Genomic DNA, 19,953 nt, shown 5'->3' on the forward strand with positions numbered 1-19,953 from the left:
CGACTTCAGAGGGAATTGGGCCCCCTTTCGGGCGCTGTCAAGGCACTATCTATAGCAGAACCATTGCGTGACTACCCCCTCCGGGCTTATATAGCCCGAATTCCCAGTCATCGCTGATGACCACCGGTTTCGCCTCCAAAAGGGGTGGGCGAAGCACAAAGGAGATTTGCCATGAGCAACGCACCGCTGATGCCCAAGGCGACCGCCGTTTGGCTGCTCGACAACACCGCGCTGACCTTCGACCAGGTCGCCGATTTCACCAAAATGCACCCCCTTGAGGTGCGCGCGATCGCCGACGGCGACGCGGCGCAGGGCATCAAGGGCATGGATCCCCTCTCCAACGGCCAGCTGACCCGCGAGGAGATCGAGAAGGGCGAGAGAAGCCCGGACTACCGGCTCCGCCTCCAGGAGAGCAAGGTGGTGCTGCCACCGCAGCCCAAGCGCAAGGGTCCGCGATACACCCCGGTCTCGCGCCGCCACGAGCGCCCGAGCGCCATTCTCTGGCTGCTGCGCAACCATGCCGAACTCAAGGACGCCCAGATCATGCGCCTGGTTGGCACCACCAAGAGCACGATCGCCAGCGTCCGCGACCGCACCCACTGGAATACCTCGTCGCTGACCCCCATCGACCCCGTGACCCTCGGTCTCTGCTCGCAGATCGAACTCGATTTCGAGGTCGCGCGCGCCGCCAAGGAAAAGCCGATCGACGCAGCCTATGGCGGCGCAACCCTGCTGCCGGCCTCCGAGACCACCAAGAAGGACGAGTTCGAGCCGGCGGAGAAATCCAGCGACGACCTCAACGTCGACGCCGTGTTCGCCAAGCTCAAGACGCTTGGCGGCAAGAAGCAGGAGGAAGATGAGGAGTAATCCTTCGTCTTCAGTCGTCATCGAATGCAAACGCGGCGGGAAAACCCGCCGCGTTTTTTATGTGACGCAAGGACGGAACAGGTGGAAGCAGCCTCTACGGCCGGTCCGGATGGTTCAGCATGTATTCGCCGAGGTCGCGCTGGCGACGGTCGGCCCGGGTGGTCGCGGCGCTGCGCTGGACGTCGCGGTCCTTGCGGCAGGCCACGTATTCGGGCGAGCCCAGCGCATTGCCACGGCTCTGGCAGACCGCGTCGTCATCGTCGCCGCCCATCGCCACCGGCGTCTGGTAGCGCGCGGAGCAGGCGGAGAGGGCGATGGCGAGCAGGACAGCTGCAAGCAGGCGCGGCGTGGCGGCGAGTGGCATCCGAGATCCTTATTGGCCGGCCTTGTTTAGCGCGGAATGAGGAGATTGTAAGTCGTTTGCACCGTCATTCCGGAGCGGTCCGCAGGACCGAACCCGTAATGACGACGGAGCTCATACCCTCCCCTTCAGCGCCTCCCCGATCTCGTCGAGCACCTTGGGGTCCTCGATCGTCGCTGGCATCGTCCAGGTCTCGCCATCAGCGATCTTCTTGATGGTGCCGCGCAAAATCTTGCCCGAGCGCGTCTTGGGCAAGCGGCCGACAATGATGGCGAGCTTGAACGCGGCGACGGGACCGAGCTTGTCGCGCACCAGCGCGACGATCTCTTTCTCGATCTCGGCGGGAGCCCGCTTCACGCCAGCCTTGAGCACCAGGAAGCCGCAGGGTACCTCGCCCTTGATCGCATCCTTGACGCCAAGCACGGCGCATTCGGCGACATCGGCATGCGAAGCCAAAATCTCCTCCATGCCGCCGGTCGAGAGCCGATGTCCGGCGACGTTGATGATGTCGTCGGTGCGGCCCATGACGAAGACATAGCCGTCCTGGTCCTTGTAGCCGGCATCCGATGTTTTGTAGTAGCCGGGAAATTCGGTGAGATAGGCTTCCTTGAATCGTTCGTCCTGATTCCACAGCGTCGGCAGGCAGGCCGGCGGCATCGGCAGCTTGATGACGATCGATCCCATGGTGTTGGGGCCGACCGGCTTTGCGGCCTCGTCGACCACGTCGACCTGATAGCCCGGCATCGGGACCGTCGGCGAGCCGTGCTTCACCGGCAGCATGCCGAGCCCCACCGGATTGCCGGCGATGCACCAGCCCGTCTCCGTCTGCCACCAATGGTCGATGACAGGCACTTTCAACTGCTGCTCCGCCCATTCCACCGTCGGCGGATCGGCGCGCTCGCCGGCGAGGAACAGCGTGCGGAATGTCGAAAGGTCGTATTGCCGGATGAATTTTCCTTCCGGATCATCTTTCCGGATCGCGCGGAACGCGGTCGGCGCGGTGAAAAAGGCGACCGCCTTGTGCTCGCTGATCACGCGCCAGAATGCCCCCGCATCGGGCGTGCCGACCGGCTTGCCCTCGTACATGATCGAGGTCGCGCCGTGCAGCAGCGGGCCGTAGACGATGTAGCTGTGGCCGACCACCCAGCCGATGTCGGAGCCGCACCACCAGACCTCGCCCGGCTTGACGCCATAGAGGTTGAACATGGACCATTTTAGCGCGACGAGATGGCCGCCATTGTCGCGCACGACGCCCTTGGGAATGCCGGTCGTGCCTGACGTATAAAGGATGTAGAGCGGATCGGTGGCGGCGACAGGCACGCACGGCGCCTTCTTGCCGTCGTTCATCGCCTTGCGGCGCAGGCCCGCCCAGTCATAGTCGCGGCCGGGCGTGAGGTCGCAGATGAGCTGCGGACGTTGCAGCACGATGCAGGCCTTCGGCTTTGCGCCCGCAAGCCTGATCGCCTCGTCGAGCAGCGGCTTGTACTGCACGATGCGACCGGGCTCGATGCCGCAACTCGCCGACAGGATCAGCTTTGGCTGCGCATCGTCGATGCGTGTGGCGAGCTCTTTCGCGGCAAAGCCGCCGAACACCACGGAGTGCACCGCGCCGATGCGCGCGCAGGCGAGCATCGCGACCACGGCCTCCGGCACCATCGGCATATAAAGGATGACGCGATCGCCCTTGGCGACACCAAAATCCTGCATGATGGCGGCGAGCGCCTGCACCTCGGCCAGCAGCTCGGCGTAGGTGAATTTGGTGACGCTGCCCGCCAGCGGCGAATCATGGATCAGCGCGACCTGGTCGGCGCGGCCCCGTTCGACATGGCGGTCGAGCGCGTTGTAGCAGGTGTTGACGACGCCGCCGCTGAACCAGCGGCCGTAGACGCCCTGCGAAGCATCGAAGATCGCCTTCGGCGGCTCGATCCAGTCGATCTCCTTCGCCGCGTCGGCCCAAAAGCCCTCAGGGTCGGCCAGCGAGCGCGCATAGACGTCGTGATAGCTGCTTTTCCCCTGGACATTCATGCTTGCGCTCCCGTTCCCTTTATTCGCCTGGCCTTGACCTTTGGCGGGACAAACGTCCCGCCATGACGGGGATCAAGTACCGGGCTTGTTTGGGGGGTATTTTCCCGGGAACGGGCCGTGGTTCAAGCTGAAAGAACGGTGCTCAGCTATCCATCGCATTCAGCCGCTGTAACCGCTCCTGCATGACCTTTCTCAGGTCATAGCCCGGCCGGCGGAAGCTCGTATTGCGGGTGGCGAGGAAATCGCGCTGGGTGCGGCGGAGGTCGCCGGCCGAGCGGGAGCCGGCCGACTTCAATACGCGTTCGTAGGTCTCGGCAATCTGGCGGTCGAGCACGCCCAACTGTGGATCGGCGCAGATCATCTTCTCGACCTCGCGCTTCGCCGTGGCACAATCGAACGACGGGCCATTGCCGGAATTCGCCGCGAGCGGCCGCAGCGACTCGACGCCGAATTTCGCGATTTCCGCGATCATGGTTCGGCGGCCGCTGGCGGCATTGTCGTTGCCGGGATCGAGCCGTAGCGCGGTCTCGTAATCGGCCAGCGCCTTCTTGCGCTCGCCCATCTTCTTGTAGAGCACGGCGCGGTTGTTGTAGGTCTGCGCGAAATTCGGGTCGAGTTTCAGCGCGGCCTCGTAATCGCTGAGCGCAGCACCAAGCTCGCCCTTGAGATGGTAAGAGTCGCCGCGGTTGGTGAAGAAATTCGGCCGCGGTGCCAGCCGCAGCGCCTGATCGTAATCGGCAATCGCCTTGTCGTACTCGCCCATCGCGGCCAGCGACAGGCCGCGATTGTCATAATATTCGGGCACCTTCGGATCGAGCCTGATTGCCTCGCCGTCGTCGGCAACCGCCTTGTCGAGCTGGCCGAGCTTCTTGTAGGCGGCGCCACGATTGGTGTAGCTGCGCGGCCGGTTCGGATCGAGCCGCAGCGCCTGGCTGAGATCGCGAATCGCCTTGTCGTTGTCGCCGCCGAGATAGTAGGTCACGCCGCGGTCGGACCAGGTCTGCGCATTGTCAGGCTTCAGCTTGATCGCCTGATCGTAATCGGTAAGCGCGCGGTCGAGCCGGCGCTGGTTGGTGTAGACCACGCCGCGCAGCTCGTAAGACTCCGCATCCTGCGGATCGAGCTCGATGGCCTTGCTGAGATCCGCCGCGGCGCGGTTGAGATCGCCGCCGGCCTCGAGCAGGAGATCGCCGCGCAGGCGCCAGGCTTTTGCATTTCGGCCCTCGAGCGCGATGGCGCGGTCGATATCCCTCAGCGCCTGCGTGACGCCGCCCGAGGTCCGCGCATTGGCGTCGGCGCGCACCAGCAATGCCGCGGCGCGATCGGAGGATGGATTTGAGGCCTGGTCGATGATGGCGCTGCATGCCGGGATCAGCTCGGCCGGAGCGGCCTTGCTCCCCATCACGCAATCGACGCCGGCCAAGGCAGGAGCGACGAGGACGACGCTCATTGCCGCGCTGAGCAGGAAGGAGCGAAGCGAGATTTTTGCAAACGAGAATATTTGCGCGGAAAGATGCGTGCCGCACATGGCATAGGGCTCCGAGACATCAGGCTTTCACCATTGTCGCGGCGGCCAAAGAATCGGTTCAAATCGGGCGTGTCAGGGGCGCACCGACCCCTCCCTCCCTCGCCCCGCTCTTGAGGCGGCAGACGAGGAGCCTCAATAGCCATCCACCCCGTTCAGCCGCAGCAGCCGCTCCTGCATCGCCTTCTTCAGATCGTAGCCGGGCCGGCCATATCCGGCATTGCGGCGGGCGATGAAATCGTCCTGCTCGCGCTGAAGCGCCTTCGCTTCGCCCGCGTTGCGGGCCTCGCGGAGCACACGGGCATTGGAGGCAAAAACCTCGCGGTCGAGATCGGCGAGCTCGCGGTTGGCGCAGATCGACTTCTCGACGGGACGGCGCGCACCCTTGCAACTGAAGCTGGGCTTGCCTGCGACCGCCATCTGCGCGCCGATCCGCTCGATCTCGCGCGCCATCGCCTTGTGATTGACCTTGGCCTTCTCGTGGTTCGGATCGATCTTCAAGGCCGCGCCGAAATCCTGCACCGCCTTGGGCTTGTCGCCCTTCCTCAGCCAGAGCTCGCCTCGCGCGTTGAAGATATCGGCGAGGCCGGAATCGAGCAGAAGAGCGCGGCTGTCGTCGGCGATCGCGCGGTCGATCTGGTCATGCCGGGCAAACAGCGCGCCGCGCGCGATCAGCGCCTTGATCAGATCGCCTTTTGCCGCCTTCTCGTTGTCGATCACGGCGGCGCAGGCCGTGGCGGCCTTGTCGATGTCGTCGGCCGCTGCAGCAGCAAGGCACGGCGCGACGTCGACCTGCGGGACCGCGGCCGGTTCGCCGCCGGTCGCGGCATGAGCCGCGGCGAACGAGAGCGCAAAGAGCAACCCGGCGCCGGACCATTGAATGAGAAAACGCATGCTCGTCACAATCGGAAAGGCCTGAGTTAAGGTCCGGGTTAAGGTCTTGCCTCGGGGCCGCACTATCCACCATACGGCCGGATTGGTGCTAGCTTGTGGCGCCGCTCAATCGGGTTCGGGGATCAACGTGTCGACATTCGAATGGATCATCGTGCTTCTGCTCGGCGCCGTTGCATTATCGGCGCTGGCGCGGCGGATCAAGGTCCCCTACCCGACCTTTCTCGCGATCGGTGGCGCGCTGATCGCCTTTGTGCCGTCGAGCCCGTCCTGGACGCTGGAGCCCGACCTGGCATTGGCTCTTTTTGTCGCACCGGTCCTGCTCGATGCCGCCTTCGACACCTCGCTGCGCGATCTGCGCAACAATTGGGTTCCGGTCTCCACCCTGGTCGTCGCCGCCGTCGGCCTGACCACGGCCGGCGTGGCCTACGTCGCGCACCGGCTGATGCCGGACATCCCCTGGGCCGCCGCGGTTGCGCTCGGCGCCATCGTGGCCCCGCCGGATGCAGCCGCCGCGGTCGCAATCCTGAGCCAGGTGAAGTTGCCCTATCGGATGGTCAAGGTTCTGGAAGGCGAGAGCCTGCTCAACGACGCGACCGCGCTCTTGATCTATCGCATCGCGGTCGGCGCCGTCGCCACGGAGCATCTGGCATGGAGCCAGGTCGCGCCGACCATGGCGCTGGCGCTGGTCGGCAGCGTCATCGCGGGATTGGTCGCAGGCCGCATCATCCCGCTGTTCATGGAACGGGTAAAGGAAGCGCCGAGCGCGATCATCGTGCAGTTCGCCACCACCTTCATGGTCTGGATTGCCGCCGAGCATCTCGGCCTCTCCGGCATCCTCACCATCGTGGTCTACGGCATCACCATCGCGCGCACGGCGGGGGCACGCATGCCGGCGCGGCTGCGGGTGCCGTCCTATGCGGTGTGGGAGACCATGGTGTTCGTGCTCAACGTGCTCGCCTTCATGCTGATCGGCATGCAGATGCGGCCGATCTGGACGCGGCTCAATGCGGACGTGCGCTGGGAGTATTGCGTGGCCGCGGCCTGGATCCTGCTCACGGTGGTGCTGGTGCGGGTCGCTTGGATCACATTCTACCGCACGACGCTGCGCGCACTGATCGCGCACGGGGTCTATCACCCGAAGGATCCGAAGCAGGTCGCCTCGCCCAAGGGCGGCCTCATCGTCTCCTGGTGCGGCATGCGCGGTCTCGTCACGCTCGCGACCGCCTTTGCCCTGCCGGAAAACTTTCCCTATCGCGACTTCATCGTCTTTTCGGCGTTTGCGGTCGTGCTCGGCACGCTGGTCGTGCAGGGCCTGACGCTGCGGCCGCTGATCCTGGCGTTCGACCTCAAGGACGACGATCCCGTCGGCATCGAGGTCGCGCGCGCCCGCGCCGTCGCCTATCGCGCGGCGCTCGACGCGATCGAGGACGATCCGTCGGAGGAGGCTGAAATCCTGCGGCTCGAATATCGCGCCATCCTGATGCAGACGGACGACGATCCGAACGGCGGTGTCGCCAACGGCGAATTGCCCGCCGATCCCCTGCGCCGCCGGGGTATCGCGGCCGCGCGAAAGTCGATCTTCGACCTCCGCGCCACCGAAGTAATCGGCGACGATGCATTTCATCGGATCGAGGAAGAGCTCGATCGCGCAGAATTGAGCGCGGGGGGTTAAATCCTGTCGCCCCTGACATCCGCCCCGCCTGCACAGGTGGCCAGGGGCTTGAACCAAACCGCGCCTCTTCAGACTCATTCCAGATGACGACCCTAATCGACGACCGTCGTGTGCGCGCGCGAGATGCGTCGCCCGCACGATATTTTTATCTCCACATGGCACTGGCCTGCGCGGCCACCGCTTTTCTCGGCTTCGCACCGACCTATTTTGTGCCGCTCGCGCAACGGACATTGTCCGCAAGCCCCGTGATTCATTTTCACGGTCTCTTGTTCTTCACCTGGTCTCTCTATTTCGTGATCCAGGCCTGGCTCGCGGCCTCAGGCCGCGTGCTCAATCACCGCGCGATCGGCATCGCCGGCGTTTCGCTCGCGACCGCGATGACGATCTTCGGCTTCCTCGCATCGGTGCATGTGATGCAGCATTCCGCCGCGCTCGGACAGAAAGAGGCCGGCATCGCCTTCTCGATCGTGCCGATGAGCGGGATCGCGTTCTTCGCAGTGGTGTTCATGCTTGCGATCATGAACACGCGAAAGCCCGAGATTCACAAACGCCTGATGCTGCTAGCCGCGGTCTCCATCCTCGATGCGGCGATCGCGCGCTGGTTTCTCACCTTCCTTGCACCTCCGGGACCGCCCGGGCCGCCGCCAGTGCCCGTTACCATCGCGCCGGCCGTGGTCGCTTCGCTGCTGCTCGTCGTCGCCATGGTACGCGACTGGCGCACCGAAGGCCGGGTGCATCCGGTGTACATCTACGGTACGCTCGCGATGCTGGCGGTGAAGGTGCTGAACTGGCCGATCAGCGAGACTGCGGCTTGGCATTCGTTTGCCGGCGGGATTCTGGCGCTGGCGCAGTAAGGGCCCGGGCTGTCGTCCTGGCGCAAGCCAGGGCGACGAGGAAGGGAGCTACGCCCCCGCCTTGCACGTGATCCCGCCGTCCACCACCAGCTCGATCCCCGTCACATATTTCGCTTCGTCCGACGCCAGGAACAGCGCCGCATTCGCGACGTCCCAGGCCTCGCCCATGTGGCCCATCGGCACCTGCGCATCGCGGGCGCGCCACATCGCCTCGACATCGCCCTTGGCGTAGCTGTTCGCAAGACCTGCGGAATGTTCCACCATCGGCGTCTTCATCAGACCGGGCAGGATTGCATTCACGCGCACATGGTTCTTCGCGAACTCGATCGCGGTGGATCGCGTCAACTGGTTCATCGCCGCTTTGCTGACGTTGTAGCTGACATAAGAAATCCCGACATGGCGGATCGATGCGATCGAGGAGATGTTGATGATCGAGCCGCCGCCCTGCTTCACCATCACGGGGATGACGTGCTTCATGGCGAGATAGGCGCTCTTGAGGTTCACGGTGAAGACGCGGTCCCAGCTCTCCTCGGTCACCTCGACGACGCTGCCCATCTCGGCGATGCCGACATTGTTGTCGAGCACGTCGATGCGGCCGTGTGCCTTGAGGCATGCCGCAACCATCGACTCGATCTCGCTGGCGCGCGAGACGTCGGCCGTGAACGCGGTCGCCTTGCCGCCTTCGTCCGTGATGATCTTCGCGGTCTCTTCAGCGGCCGCACCGTTGCGATCGACGCAACACACCTGCGCGCCCTCGCGCGCAAAGGTGACCGCGGTGGCCTTGCCGTTGCCCCAGCCCGGCCCGATCGAGCCGGCGCCCACCACCATCGCAACCTTGCCCTTGAGCCGGTCCATCGCGTGTCTCCCTTATTTCCCTTGTTCTTCGCAGATGCTCATCTTCGTGACGTTAGCACCGATCGGATGCCCGACAATCTCCGACAACGTCTGGCACTTACCGTCATGGCAAAGCCGCCATTCGCCAGCCGCGCCGGAATTGCCCAGCACGACCTCCGGCATCGGCGCGCGCGCAGGCCTCCATTGAAACCAGCCGTCGACGAGCCGCGCCTCGGGCGGCGGCTCCATGCCGGGTCCGGTGCCCTTCACCCGCGCCTGCACCAGTTCGAGCCCCGCCGGGGTGACGCGCCAGTCTTCCTGCCAATCGACCTTCGCGATCGAATGTGTCCACACCAGCGTGAAGGCGGACAGCGCCAGCGCCTTCACGCCTGAGGCTGTGGCGAAGCAGAGGCTCACATCGCCTCGACCGGCGCCGGCGGACGCTGCCGCCACTGCCACAGCACGATCGCCGCGGAGAGCAGGAAGCCCGCGGTGTCGCTGAACGGGAAGTCGCCGAGCAGGCAGAGCGCAGCACCGAGCGCGACCAAACGTTCGAGGAACGTCAGGCGCGTGAACAGGAAGCCGATCGCGACCATGCCGAACAGCGCGATCGCCACCAGCGCCTTCAAGGTCGCCAGCGCCACCGCGCCGTAGAAGCCGAGCCTGGCCGCCATGGGATCGCCGGCCTGCAGCATCAGCGCCGGCGAGTAGACGAAGACGAACGGGATGACATAGCCGGCGAGCGCGATGCGCATCGCCTCCCAGCCGATCTTGTCCGGATTCTCCTTCGCGATCGGTGCCGCGGCTAACGCCGCAAGCGCCACCGGCGGCGAGAGGTCGGCCATGATGCCGTAGTAGAACGCGAACATGTGGCTCGCGATCAGGGGAACGCCGAGTTTCGCCAGCGCGGGCGCCGCGAGCGCTGCCGTAATGATGTAGGTCGGGATGGTCGGGATGCCGGTGCCGAGCAGGATCGACAGCAGCATGGTCATGATCAGCGCCAGGAACAGGCTCTTCTCGCCGAGGCCGATCACCCAGCCGCCGAAGATGGTGCCGACGCCGGTCTGCGACATCATGCCGATGATGACGCCGACGATGGCGCAGGCCATGCCGACGGTGATGGCGGATTTCGCGCTTTCAGCCAGCGCATCGCGGCAGGCGCGCAGGGCGGAAAATCCGCCGCGCACGAACGCAGTGATCACGATCAACGCGACGACGACGCCTGCGACCGGCACGATCTGAAGGCCGTCACGCGACAGCGCGGCAACAACGAGCGCGAGCCCGATCCAGAAGATGCTGCGGATCGCCATCGAAGACGCGCCCGTCGTGATGGCGGCGCCAAGGATCAGCCCCACTGTGAGCGCGAGGCCCATGCTACCGGCATAGAGCGGCGTAAAGCCTTCGAACAGCATGTAGACGAGGGCTGCGAGCGGCAGCACGAGGTACCAACCCTTCACCAGCGCCTTCCAGGCGCTCGGGGTCTCCGACTTCTTCATGCCGGTGAGGCCGTGCTTGCCGGCTTCCAGATGCACCATCCAGAAGGCGGAGGCGAAATAGAGCATTGCGGGAATCGCCGCCGCTTTCACGATCTCCGAATATTGGACGCCGAGCGTCTCCGCCATGATGAAGGCGACCGCGCCCATCACCGGCGGCATGATCTGCCCGCCCATCGAGGCTGTCGCCTCGACGCCGGCCGCGAACGCGCGGCGATAGCCGAACCTGATCATCAGCGGAATCGTGAACTGGCCGACGGTGACGACGTTGGCGACGCCGGAGCCGGAGATCGTGCCCATCATGCCCGAGGCGAACACCGCGACCTTGGCAGGTCCCCCGCGGGTACGGCCGAACAGGCCGAGCGAGACGTCGGTGAAGAGCTGGATCATGCCGGCGCGCTCCAGGAACGAGCCGAACAGGATGAACAGGAAGATGTAGGTCGCCGAGACGTAGATCGGCACGCCGTAAAAACCTTCGGTGCCGAACGACAGATGCGTGACGATCTGGTCGAAATCATAGCCGCGATGGTTGAGCGGCGACGGCAGATATTGCCCGAAGAACCAATAGACGAGACAGGCGCCGCACATCAGCGGTAGCGCCGGCCCCATCAGGCGTCGCGTGCCCTCGAAAATCAGCACCGCAAGCAGCGTGCCGACGGCGAGATCGAGGCGGGTCGGATCGCCGTCGCGCGCAATCAAGTCCGCGTAAAAAATCCACTGGTAGAGACCGCAGAAGAAACCCGCGCCGCCGATCACCCAGCCGAGCGCGCGTCCGGCGGCGCTCTTCGCGGTGAAGTTTGCGATCAGGCCGAAGGTGAGAAGAACGAGGAAACCGACATGGACGCCGCGCACCACCTGGCTCGGGAGATAATTGAAGGCGGCGACATAGAGCTGGAACGTGGCGAACGCGATGCCGATCCAATAGGCGAGTGTGCCCCACCAGCCAGGGCCAAAGCCTTCCGGGAAACCGTGCTCGAAATTGTCGAACTCGACCTTGATGGGCGCCGCGGTGCCCTCTGCCTGCAACATCGATATGTCCCCGCCCCCGATCGGGCGTTCCTACAGCATTCGCGCTGCATCCTGAATACGTTATTGCCTGGGCTTGTCCCGGGCATCCACGATCTTTCTCGCCTGGCCTTAGAACGTGGACGGCCGGGACATCTGCGCGAAGACGCGCTTCGCGCTTTTGCCCCGGCCATGACGTCCGATAATGAGGGCCGACCTTACTTGATCAGCCCTTTTTCCTTGTAATAGCGGATCGCGCCGGGATGCAGCGGAACCGGGCTGCCGCTGGCCGCCGTCTCGAGCTTGATCTCCTTGCCGGCCGCATGCGCATTGGCGAGTTCGGGCAACGACTCGTAGACCAGCTTTGTCATCTGATAGGCGAGATCGTCCGACACCGCCGAGCTGGTGACGAGATAGTTGACCACGGCCGCGGTCGGCACGTCCTTGTCCTGCCCGGTGTAGGTGTTGGCGGGAATGGTCGCCGCGATGAAGGGCAGGCCGATCTTGTCGACGGTCTCCTTCGGCACCGACACCACCGTGATCGGGCTCGAGGTCGAGAGATCCTTCAGCGAGGCCACGCCGAGGCCGGCCGATTGCAGCGTCGCGCCGAGCTGGCGGTTCTTCATGAGATCGACGGATTCGGCAAACGGCAGATACTCGACCTTGCCGAGATCCTTGTAGCTCATGCCGGCCGCCGCCAGGATCGCGCGCGAATTGAGCTCCGTGCCCGATTTCGGCGCGCCGACCGACAGGCTCTTGCCCTTGAGGTCCGCCAGCGTCTTGATGCCGCTCTCGGCAGTCGCGACGATCTGGATGTAGTTCGGATAGATCGCGCCGATGGTCCTGAGCTTGTCGAGCTTGGTCTTGAAGCCCGCCTCCTCCTCGCCGTCCCAGGCCGCTTTCAGCGAGTCGCCGAGCGTGAAGGCCAGCTCGCCGCGGCCCTGCTGGAGCAGGATCAGGTTCTCGACCGACGCCTTGGTGGCCTGCACCTGCGTCTTCACGTTCGGAATCTTGTCGCCGTAGATCTTCCCGATCGCAACCCCGAGCGGGTAGTAGACGCCGGAGGTACCCCCGGTCAGCACATTGATGAAGGATTGCGCCTGCGCGCAAGGTGCCGACGCCGCCAGAGCAAGAGCCGCGGCCACGCCGAAAATCGTTCGTTTCATGATCTTTCCACTCCCCAAACCGGCCGGGAAGTTGGCCGGATGAGGGGAGCGGGTCAACCCATCCAAAAGTCAAAACAGGACTGCGGTAAATGGCTGTCCTGGCTTGATTTTTGGGGAACCGGGCAGGTGCGGCGAGGTGGCGCAGCCAGACACGCTTACGTGGGATCAATCACTCACGCAGCAGGCTCGGTGCAACCTCTCCCGCGTGCGGGAGAGGTCGGCGCGAAGCGCCGGGTGAGGGCTTTCTCCTCTGGGGGTTATCCCATTGCGGATACCCCCTCTCCCCAACCTCCCTCGCAAGCGAGGAGGGAACGCACCGTCACTGGCAAGCCTTCACTGGCAAGCCCTTACTGGCAAACCCTCATTGGAAGGTCATGTCCAGGCATTTGGAGATGTCGGAGCCGAGGCCGGAGGAGATGATGATGCAGCCGCGGACCTTCTGCGCGCTGACGTCGGCGGCCCAGACCGAGTAGCCGCCGGGGCCGAAGAACGAATTGGTGTTAGGCGGCTCGGTCTCGGTCGCGTCGAAATCGTAATGGCCGTCGGTCTCGAAGACGCGCGGCTTCTTGGTGCAGCCGCCGTCGGTCTGGACGTTGATGACTTCCTTGTTGTCACGGGTCAGCGCCAGCGAGACCTGGCAGCGGAAATATTCCGAAGTCTTGGTATTGAAGAGGTAGGTGTAGGACTTGCAGGTCGCGGTGTTGAGCTTGCCCGGGGCCAGGCCGCGGCTGCACGAAATCCGCTGGTTGTGGCTGAGCTGGTAGTCATCGGCCCGGGCGGCCGGCGCCAGCGCCGTCAGCAGCAGCGCGGCGGCCCAGCAGGCTTTAATGACATGGTGCATCCGAATCATCCCTACCCAATATTTTGTCGAATTGCGTTCTAGACGGAAAGCGGAACATAGTCGCGCGGGGACGATGGGAAAATCACAACTGCTGGGCAAGACGTGATGCGCTGCGGCACTTACGCAGGTTGACCTGTAAATGCCGTTCGTGATTTGTTCAAGACGGGCAACCCCAATGGCGGGGAGGATGGATGATGATATTTCCAAAGAAGACATTTGCACTTGTTTCGGCTGCACTCGTAGCAGTGCTCGGCACGTTCGCGGCTCCCACATCGGCGCAGACCGCGGCCACGCCGTGGGAGCTGAAGCCCGACACGGGCTATGCTTATGACAAGGAAGGCAAGACCTTCTCCTACAAGATGGGCACCAGCAATGCCGGCGAACTTCTGAAGGGTGCCAAGAAGGTGCCGAAGGGCACGCTGTTCTTCATCGGCCACAACGGCCAGCTCTACATGCGCAGCGGCCCTTATCTGGAAGGCGACGGCAAGTTCAAGTTCGGGGCGGATCAGTAGGGGCGGCGCGTTACACTCAGTGTCATCGCCGGCGAAAGCGGGTGATCCAGTATTCCAGAGGCCGTGATGGGGATACGGAGAAGCCGCGGCGTACTGGATGCCCCGATCGAGCCGGGGCATGACATCGACCTGTTCTGACGCCAGCTAAAACGCCCCCGCCAGCTCCCGCGCGCCGGCATTGTTGCTGTTGCTGTCCATCCGCGTATCCGTCACCGCCAGCAGCTTCGCCACCGTGTTGTGGCGGATCGCGACCGGGTTGCGCTCGTAGCCGCCGCGCTGGAAGAAGTTCGAGGTCGGCACCTGCTCGCGCATCGCCTGCGGCATCGTCACCATGTCGAGGCCGGTGCCGTCGCCGGTGAGGTTCATCATCTCGAGCTCGGCGGCAGTGAGCGGACGGCTGTACCCCTTGGTGCGCGCGAACAGCACGGAGGTGAGCAGCTTGTGGGTCTGCAGCATCGGCCCGATATCGATGTCGAGCACCATGGCATGCATGGCCCAGCCTTGCGCGGTGTTGCCGATCTTCTCATGCTCCGACCAGGTGTCGGGCACCGACTTGGCATGCGCCACCATTTTCTTCAGAACCATGAGCTTGTGCTCGAGCGACTGGCGCGCCGGTCCCGAGGTCCGCGCTACCTTGTCGGAAAGCGCGCGGATGAGTTCATGGCCCTGCTCGGCCAGCAGCTCGACGCTGTTTGTGGTCAGCAACTGGTTGTATCCCATCGCGGTCGAGATCGCGCGCTTGCCGCCATGCTCGATGCCCGCCTGCACGTCGTAATTGCCGGTTCCGCCGGTTTCGAACGCATAGACCCGCACCGTCTGCTCGCGCGTCAGCCCCGAGGCCAGCGCGTAGCGTGCATAGACGCGCTTGAACTCGACTTCGCTGGACGGCCGTTGCGGCGTGAACTGGTAGAGCTCCTGCGCCGCGCGCAAGAGATCGGCGACGACGGGTATCGGCTTTCTGGTGGGACGGTCCGGGGTTTCCTCCGGCTCCGGATTCACCGGTCGCTTCGGCCCGTTATAGAGCGGCGGATGCTCCAGCACGTAGTCCTCTAGCGCGACCTGCTGTCCACTGCGCCGCTTGGCGTTGCGGCCACGACGCTTCTCGGAGATCTGGCTCCAATAGGCGCCGGCCTCCTCATCGAAGGCGCCGCGTGCTGCCTGATATTCCTGCAGCTTGCGGCGATACTCGAGCACCGCCGGCGACGCTCCACCCTGCGCAAAGAACTGCGACAAGAGCTGGGCTCTGGCATTGCTGACGGCCGGCGGCAGCGCGTCGGATTCGCTACCGCGCGCGGCGGGCGCGAGCAGGACGAACGCGAGTGGAACCAGCCTCACGGCATTTCGAATCGATCGATGCATGCCGCCTTCTTAGCAGCTAGCCGGTAACCGTCACGTTAACGCGCCGTTTACCTCTTTTTTCGTCTCTTGCATCACTTCCAGGCGAATACCGGCTGTTCCAGCTCGGTGACGCGGGTGTGCCGTCCCGCCAGTACTTCGCGGAACTGGTAGATCAGCGCCGCCGTCGGTGCGTGGATCAGGCTCGTCTGATGATGGAAGCGGATCACACGGCGCGTGCTCTCGGGGATCGCGACGAAATCGAAGGCGTCGTCGCGCTCGATCGTCGCGAGAGCGATGCGGTGAACCGAAGCCACCTCGTCCGGATTTGGTTCGATCGCAACACTGTCGGCGGCCCAGACCACGACAGGCGTGATCAGATAGCCGGAGCGGGTCGGATAATCGTCCAGCGTGCCGAGCACCTCTGCACTGGTGAGACGGAGGCCAAGCTCCTCGTCGAGTTCGCGTAGCGCCGCTTCGATCGGCGTCTCGCCAGCATCGCAGCGTCCGCCGGGCAAGGCCCATTGGCCGCGATGAGCGCGCAGATGCGATGCACGCAGCGTGAGCAGTAACGCCGTGTCATCGCTCTCGCTGGCCGCGGTCAGCGCAACCACCACTGCGGCACGCTTCAACGCCGCCGGCGCTTCATCCTCCGGCAGCCGCGTGAAGGCAGCGCAGGCGGCCGCGATATTCCGTCGTGTGGCATCGTCGAACGGTCTCATGATGCTTGACTACACCACGTCCGGCCCCGATGAAATGAGATCGCAAGGCCCGCGCAGGAATGGACGACCACATGACCAACAAGACGGCCGCAAGGCTCAAGTCAGACGGCTGGACCATCCTGGAGACCACGGGCTTCATGCACCTGATCGGTCCCCTGTGGGAGCGCAAGGTCGACGGCCAATACGAATTCGCCCTTGCGACCGAGGACAAGCACCACAACCGCCGCGGCATGGTCCAGGGCGGCGTGATGATGACGTTCGCGGACCGCACCTGCGGCATGACCGCCCGCTACGTCTCCGGCAAGGAGTTCATGGCGACGGTACAGCTCGACACCCATTTCGTCGAAGCCGGCCAGATCGGCGACATCCTGATTTCCCGCCCACGCGTGGTACGCTCGACGCGCAGTCTCGTCTTCATGAGCACCGAGGTGACGGTGGATGGCCGTTGCGTGGTGATGGCAAATGGCGTGTTCAAGATTTTGAAGGGGCCGGGGTAGGTCGATTGATCAGGCCGCCACCGCTGCCCAACTCCGTCATTGCGAGCGCAGCGAAGCAATCCAGATTCTTTCTGCGGATGCATCTCTGGATTGCTTCGCTGCGCTCGCAATGACGGAGCTAGGTGGATATGCTGTTGGCCAATGAAGCACTGAGGAGCCAGCCCATGCAATACCGCCAGCTCGGCCGCAGCGGCCTCAAAGTGTCGCCGATCTGTTTGGGCACCATGATGTTCGGCGGGCCGACCGATGAAGCTGCCTCAAAGCGCATCATCGCGAAAGCACACGAGGCCGGCATCAACTTCATCGACACCGCGGACGCCTATTCGAAGGGTGCATCCGAAGAGATCGTGGGGCGCGCGATCGGCAACAACCGCCATGCCTGGGTGCTTGCGACAAAGCTCGCCAACCCCATGGGCACCGATCCAAACCGTGTCGGCCTGTCGCGGCGCTGGGTGTTGCAGGCAGCTGATGAAAGCCTGAAGCGGCTCGGCACCGATCACATCGACATCTACTATCTGCACAAGGAAGAGCATGCGACGCCGCTGGAAGAGACGGTGCGCGCGATGGGTGACCTGATCCGCGCAGGCAAGGTGCGCTATTTCGGCGTCTCGAACTACCGCGCCTGGCGTGTCGCCGAAATCTGCAACATCTGCGACCGGCTCGGCATCGACCGGCCCGCGGTGAGCCAGCCCTATTACAACGCCATGAACCGCATGCCAGAGGTCGAGCACTTCCCGGCCTGTTCCTATTACGGCCTCGGCATCGTGCCCTACAGCCCACTGGCGCGCGGCGTGCTGACCGGCAAATACAAGCCCGATGCAACTCCCGACAAGGAGACGCGCGCGGGCCGTAACGACACCCGCATGATGCAAACGGAATGGCGGCCGGAATCGCTTCAGCTCGCGCAGGAGATCAAGACCCATGCCGAGAAGAAGGGCATCACCGCCGGCCAGTTTGCGGTCGCCTGGGTGCTGAACTCCGCCTTCGTCTCCTCGATCGTCGCCGGCCCCCGCACCGAGGAGCAATGGGACGGTTACATCAGCGCGCTCGACTACCGCTTCACTGCGGATGATGAGGCGCTGATCGACCGTCTGGTGACGCCGGGCCATCCCTCGACGCCGGGCTACAACGACCCCGCCTATCCGATCGAGGGCCGCCGCGCGCGGACGGCTTAAATCGCGGAGACGACGATGGCGCTTGACGACCGCTACGGCCTGCCGCTCTCCACCACCTCGCATGAAGCGGCAAGCGCTTATCGCGAGGGCATCGATCTCATGCTGGCGGGCTGGACCGGCACGGCGGAAGCGTTGGAGCACGCGATTGCGGCCGATCCGGACTTCGCGCTTCCCCATATCGCCCGCGCCCGCGTCCATGCCTTCTACCAGCAGGGCGATCTCGCGCGAGGCAGGGCGGCGCTCGCGCGCGGGCTCGTTGCGAAACACGGCACGGAACGCGAGCGTTCGCATGTCGAGACGCTGGCGCTGGCAATCGAGGCCCGGCTGCCCGAGGCGATCGCGGCGACGATGAAGCACGTCGAGGCGTGGCCGCGCGACGCATTGGTGCTGTCGCTGCCGCTCGGCGCGTTCGGCCTGTTCGCCTTCTCCGGCATGGCCGATCACGACCGCGCGCGGCAAGAGCTGTGCGAGCGCGTCGCCCATCACTATGGCGAGGACTGGTGGTTCCTCACGATGTACGGCTGGGCGATGACCGAGAACGGCGACATCGCGCGCGGCCGCGGCGTTACCGAGCGCGGCTTCGACCTGCGCCGGCAGAATGCCCATGCCGCGCACGCCGTGCTGCATGCGATGTTCGAGGACGGTTCGATCGCGGCGGCCGATCGGCTCGTCGACGACTGGATCCCCTCTTACGACCGCGCCGGAATTTTGCACGGCCATATCCGCTGGCATCAGGCGCTCGGCGCGCTGGAGCATGGCGATGCCGCGCGGGCGCTTGCGATCTATGCCGATGTGCTGCAGCCGCAGGCCACACAGGCGCCGCCGCTCAACGTCCTCACCGACGCCGCGTCCCTGCTCTGGCGCCTGTCGGCTTACGGCCACGCGGTGCCGAGAGCGCTGTGGGTCGAAGGCGATGACAACGCGCAAAAACTGTTTCCGAAATCGAGCCTGCCCTTCGCCGACATCCACATGGCGCTGTTCGCGGCTGCGACGCAAAATCGCGAGGCGCTCGCCGCGCGCCTTGCCGTGATCGAGCAGCGGCTCACTGAGGGCAAGCTGCCGGCGGGTCCCGTGGTGCCGGCGGTCTGCCGCGCCCTGGCAGCCTTCGCGGACGAGAATTACGCGGCATGCGTGCAAATGCTCGCGCCGGTTCTCAGCGAGGTCGTGCGCCTTGGCGGCAGCCATGCCCAGCGCGAGCTGATCGAGGACACCTTTATTGTCGCTTTGATGCGCAGCGGCGAGCTGCCCCGCGCCCGCGCCCTGCTCGATGCCCGCCTGCACCGCCGCCCATCCTTGCGCGATGCGTGCTGGCAGGCGGCGATGGGGTAGCCTTGCCACGAAAAAAACACCCGGCTGACGGAAAGTGCCAGCTGGGAATGGGTTGGCGACAGGGCAAATCGCCGTTGGGGTGACGCGGTGGTATTCCAGGCGGGTTCGGCAGAACAAACGGGATCGCAACCAATTTGCGGTTCGCTGGTTATTGGACGGAACTTTTCCGTGGTTCCCAGGCATGTGAGCCTTCCGATGCGCCTCTGCCGCCCAGTGCTCGCTGCCGCCCTTCTCGCCTTGGCAAGCCCTTGTCTTGCCGAATCTTTCGCGCCGATCGCCGTCAAGAACCCGCTCGGACAGCAGACCGCTTTTATCGACCTGTTGGCGCTGATGTCAGGCCACTGCAAGACGTTGAAGGTCGCCGGCCGCACCTTCGCCTGCAAGACGGTGGCCTACGCCCATGGCGGCAGCGGCCGGGTCAATTTCGCGGTCGCAGTCGACGATCCCTCCGATGGCAACCACGTCGTGTCGTTCTCCGGCGAGAACGGCAAGCGCGCCGACGACAATTCCTACGAGCTGCCGATCGACCGCATGCTGCTCAACTCCAAGGACCGTCCCAAGGTCGACGGGCTGCCGGTGCCGGCCGAGCAGACCTCCACCGGAGTTTGCCGGCAGACCGGAAATTTCGCCGCCAAGAAGGTGACAGACGTGACCTGCTCGGCCACCGACAGCGAAGGGCGTCGCTACGAGCTGCTGTTCGTCTCCGACGGCACGCCGGTGAGCGTGCGTCGTATCAGGCAGTCGGCGCCGTCGATCCAGGATCCGTTCAAGTAGCGGCATCCTGTCCTGACGAAAACCGGAGCGCATACCCCGGACATCAGTCATTTGTGTATGATCGCGGCCATG

General features: G+C 64.6%; 19 protein-coding genes. 8 read left to right on the top strand and 11 right to left on the bottom strand.

Features of this window, described 5'->3' with window-relative positions; all coding sequences use genetic code 11:
- The first annotated feature begins 171 nt into the window (after window positions 1–171).
- Window positions 172–867 carry a cell cycle transcriptional regulator TrcR gene (locus tag IVA74_RS33000; RefSeq protein ID WP_247351232.1) on the top strand — a complete coding sequence of 232 codons (696 nt, stop codon included), beginning with the start codon at window positions 172–174 and terminating at the stop codon, window positions 865–867.
- 94 nt (window positions 868–961) lie between these two features.
- Here the strand turns inward: IVA74_RS33000 and IVA74_RS33005 are convergent, their stop codons facing one another.
- The 4 genes from IVA74_RS33005 to IVA74_RS33020 form a co-directional block, all read right to left on the bottom strand.
- On the bottom strand, window positions 962–1,231 hold the full coding sequence (locus IVA74_RS33005) for a hypothetical protein (protein ID WP_247351234.1): 270 nt from the start codon (window positions 1,229–1,231) through the stop codon (window positions 962–964).
- Window positions 1,232–1,342: 111 nt separating this feature from the next.
- Complete coding sequence (locus IVA74_RS33010; RefSeq protein ID WP_247351237.1) at window positions 1,343–3,253, bottom strand: propionyl-CoA synthetase; 1,911 nt, start codon at window positions 3,251–3,253, stop codon at window positions 1,343–1,345.
- Window positions 3,254–3,395: 142 nt separating this feature from the next.
- Window positions 3,396–4,781 (bottom strand): tetratricopeptide repeat protein, encoded by a 1,386-nt coding sequence (locus IVA74_RS33015; RefSeq protein ID WP_247351240.1) that lies wholly within the window; start codon window positions 4,779–4,781, stop codon window positions 3,396–3,398.
- A gap of 132 nt (window positions 4,782–4,913) precedes the next feature.
- Window positions 4,914–5,672 (bottom strand): tetratricopeptide repeat protein, encoded by a 759-nt coding sequence (locus IVA74_RS33020; RefSeq protein WP_247351242.1) that lies wholly within the window; start codon window positions 5,670–5,672, stop codon window positions 4,914–4,916.
- 127 nt (window positions 5,673–5,799) lie between these two features.
- On the opposite strand from IVA74_RS33020, the gene IVA74_RS33025 reads away from it, so the two are divergent.
- The gene (locus tag IVA74_RS33025) at window positions 5,800–7,344 is read left to right on the top strand and encodes a sodium:proton antiporter (RefSeq protein ID WP_247351246.1); all 1,545 of its coding nucleotides are present in this window, start codon (window positions 5,800–5,802) and stop codon (window positions 7,342–7,344) included.
- Between the two features lie 83 nt (window positions 7,345–7,427).
- Window positions 7,428–8,198, top strand: coding sequence for a hypothetical protein (locus IVA74_RS33030; protein WP_247351248.1), 771 nt, complete (start codon window positions 7,428–7,430; stop codon window positions 8,196–8,198).
- A gap of 48 nt (window positions 8,199–8,246) precedes the next feature.
- Here IVA74_RS33030 and IVA74_RS33035 read toward each other — a convergent pair whose 3' ends face one another.
- The 5 genes from IVA74_RS33035 to IVA74_RS33055 all read right to left on the bottom strand — a co-directional run bounded on the left by IVA74_RS33035 (window position 8,247) and on the right by IVA74_RS33055 (window position 13,537).
- Entirely contained in the window at window positions 8,247–9,053 is an 807-nt protein-coding gene (locus tag IVA74_RS33035) for a glucose 1-dehydrogenase (protein ID WP_247351250.1), read from the bottom strand.
- 12 nt (window positions 9,054–9,065) lie between these two features.
- Window positions 9,066–9,485: a DUF1850 domain-containing protein gene (locus IVA74_RS33040; RefSeq protein ID WP_247351252.1), complete on the bottom strand. Its 420-nt coding sequence runs from the start codon at window positions 9,483–9,485 to the stop codon at window positions 9,066–9,068.
- Window positions 9,446–11,554 carry a TRAP transporter permease gene (locus tag IVA74_RS33045; RefSeq protein ID WP_247351254.1) on the bottom strand — a complete coding sequence of 703 codons (2,109 nt, stop codon included), beginning with the start codon at window positions 11,552–11,554 and terminating at the stop codon, window positions 9,446–9,448. The genes IVA74_RS33040 and IVA74_RS33045 overlap by 40 nt, the downstream gene beginning before the upstream one ends.
- 194 nt (window positions 11,555–11,748) lie before the next feature.
- A complete protein-coding gene (locus IVA74_RS33050; protein WP_247351256.1) occupies window positions 11,749–12,696 on the bottom strand; it encodes a TAXI family TRAP transporter solute-binding subunit in 948 nt (315 codons plus the stop codon).
- A 361-nt stretch (window positions 12,697–13,057) separates the two neighbouring features.
- Window positions 13,058–13,537, bottom strand: a complete 480-nt coding sequence (locus IVA74_RS33055; protein ID WP_247351257.1) for a hypothetical protein — start codon at window positions 13,535–13,537, stop codon at window positions 13,058–13,060.
- 194 nt (window positions 13,538–13,731) lie between these two features.
- Here IVA74_RS33055 and IVA74_RS33060 point away from each other — a divergent pair, with 194 nt between their 5' ends.
- Entirely contained in the window at window positions 13,732–14,049 is a 318-nt protein-coding gene (locus tag IVA74_RS33060) for a hypothetical protein (RefSeq protein ID WP_247351480.1), read from the top strand.
- A 144-nt stretch (window positions 14,050–14,193) separates the two neighbouring features.
- On the opposite strand, the gene IVA74_RS33065 is transcribed toward IVA74_RS33060, so the two are convergent.
- Complete coding sequence (locus IVA74_RS33065; RefSeq protein WP_247351259.1) at window positions 14,194–15,408, bottom strand: hypothetical protein; 1,215 nt, start codon at window positions 15,406–15,408, stop codon at window positions 14,194–14,196.
- A gap of 71 nt (window positions 15,409–15,479) precedes the next feature.
- Window positions 15,480–16,106 carry a CoA pyrophosphatase gene (locus tag IVA74_RS33070; protein ID WP_247351261.1) on the bottom strand — a complete coding sequence of 209 codons (627 nt, stop codon included), beginning with the start codon at window positions 16,104–16,106 and terminating at the stop codon, window positions 15,480–15,482.
- A 71-nt stretch (window positions 16,107–16,177) separates the two neighbouring features.
- Here IVA74_RS33070 and IVA74_RS33075 point away from each other — a divergent pair, with 71 nt between their 5' ends.
- From IVA74_RS33075 to IVA74_RS33090, 4 genes are all read left to right on the top strand, one after another.
- Complete coding sequence (locus IVA74_RS33075; RefSeq protein ID WP_247351264.1) at window positions 16,178–16,603, top strand: PaaI family thioesterase; 426 nt, start codon at window positions 16,178–16,180, stop codon at window positions 16,601–16,603.
- Window positions 16,604–16,767: 164 nt separating this feature from the next.
- On the top strand, window positions 16,768–17,778 hold the full coding sequence (locus IVA74_RS33080) for an aldo/keto reductase (RefSeq protein WP_247351266.1): 1,011 nt from the start codon (window positions 16,768–16,770) through the stop codon (window positions 17,776–17,778).
- A gap of 15 nt (window positions 17,779–17,793) precedes the next feature.
- Window positions 17,794–19,107 carry a tetratricopeptide repeat protein gene (locus IVA74_RS33085; RefSeq protein WP_247351269.1) on the top strand — a complete coding sequence of 438 codons (1,314 nt, stop codon included), beginning with the start codon at window positions 17,794–17,796 and terminating at the stop codon, window positions 19,105–19,107.
- Between the two features lie 195 nt (window positions 19,108–19,302).
- The gene (locus IVA74_RS33090; RefSeq protein WP_247351271.1) at window positions 19,303–19,881 is read left to right on the top strand and encodes a hypothetical protein; all 579 of its coding nucleotides are present in this window, start codon (window positions 19,303–19,305) and stop codon (window positions 19,879–19,881) included.
- The last annotated feature ends 72 nt before the right edge of the window (window positions 19,882–19,953 follow it).

The organism is Bradyrhizobium sp. 132 (genome assembly GCF_023074185.1).
Taxonomy (GTDB): Bacteria; Pseudomonadota; Alphaproteobacteria; order Rhizobiales; family Xanthobacteraceae; genus Bradyrhizobium.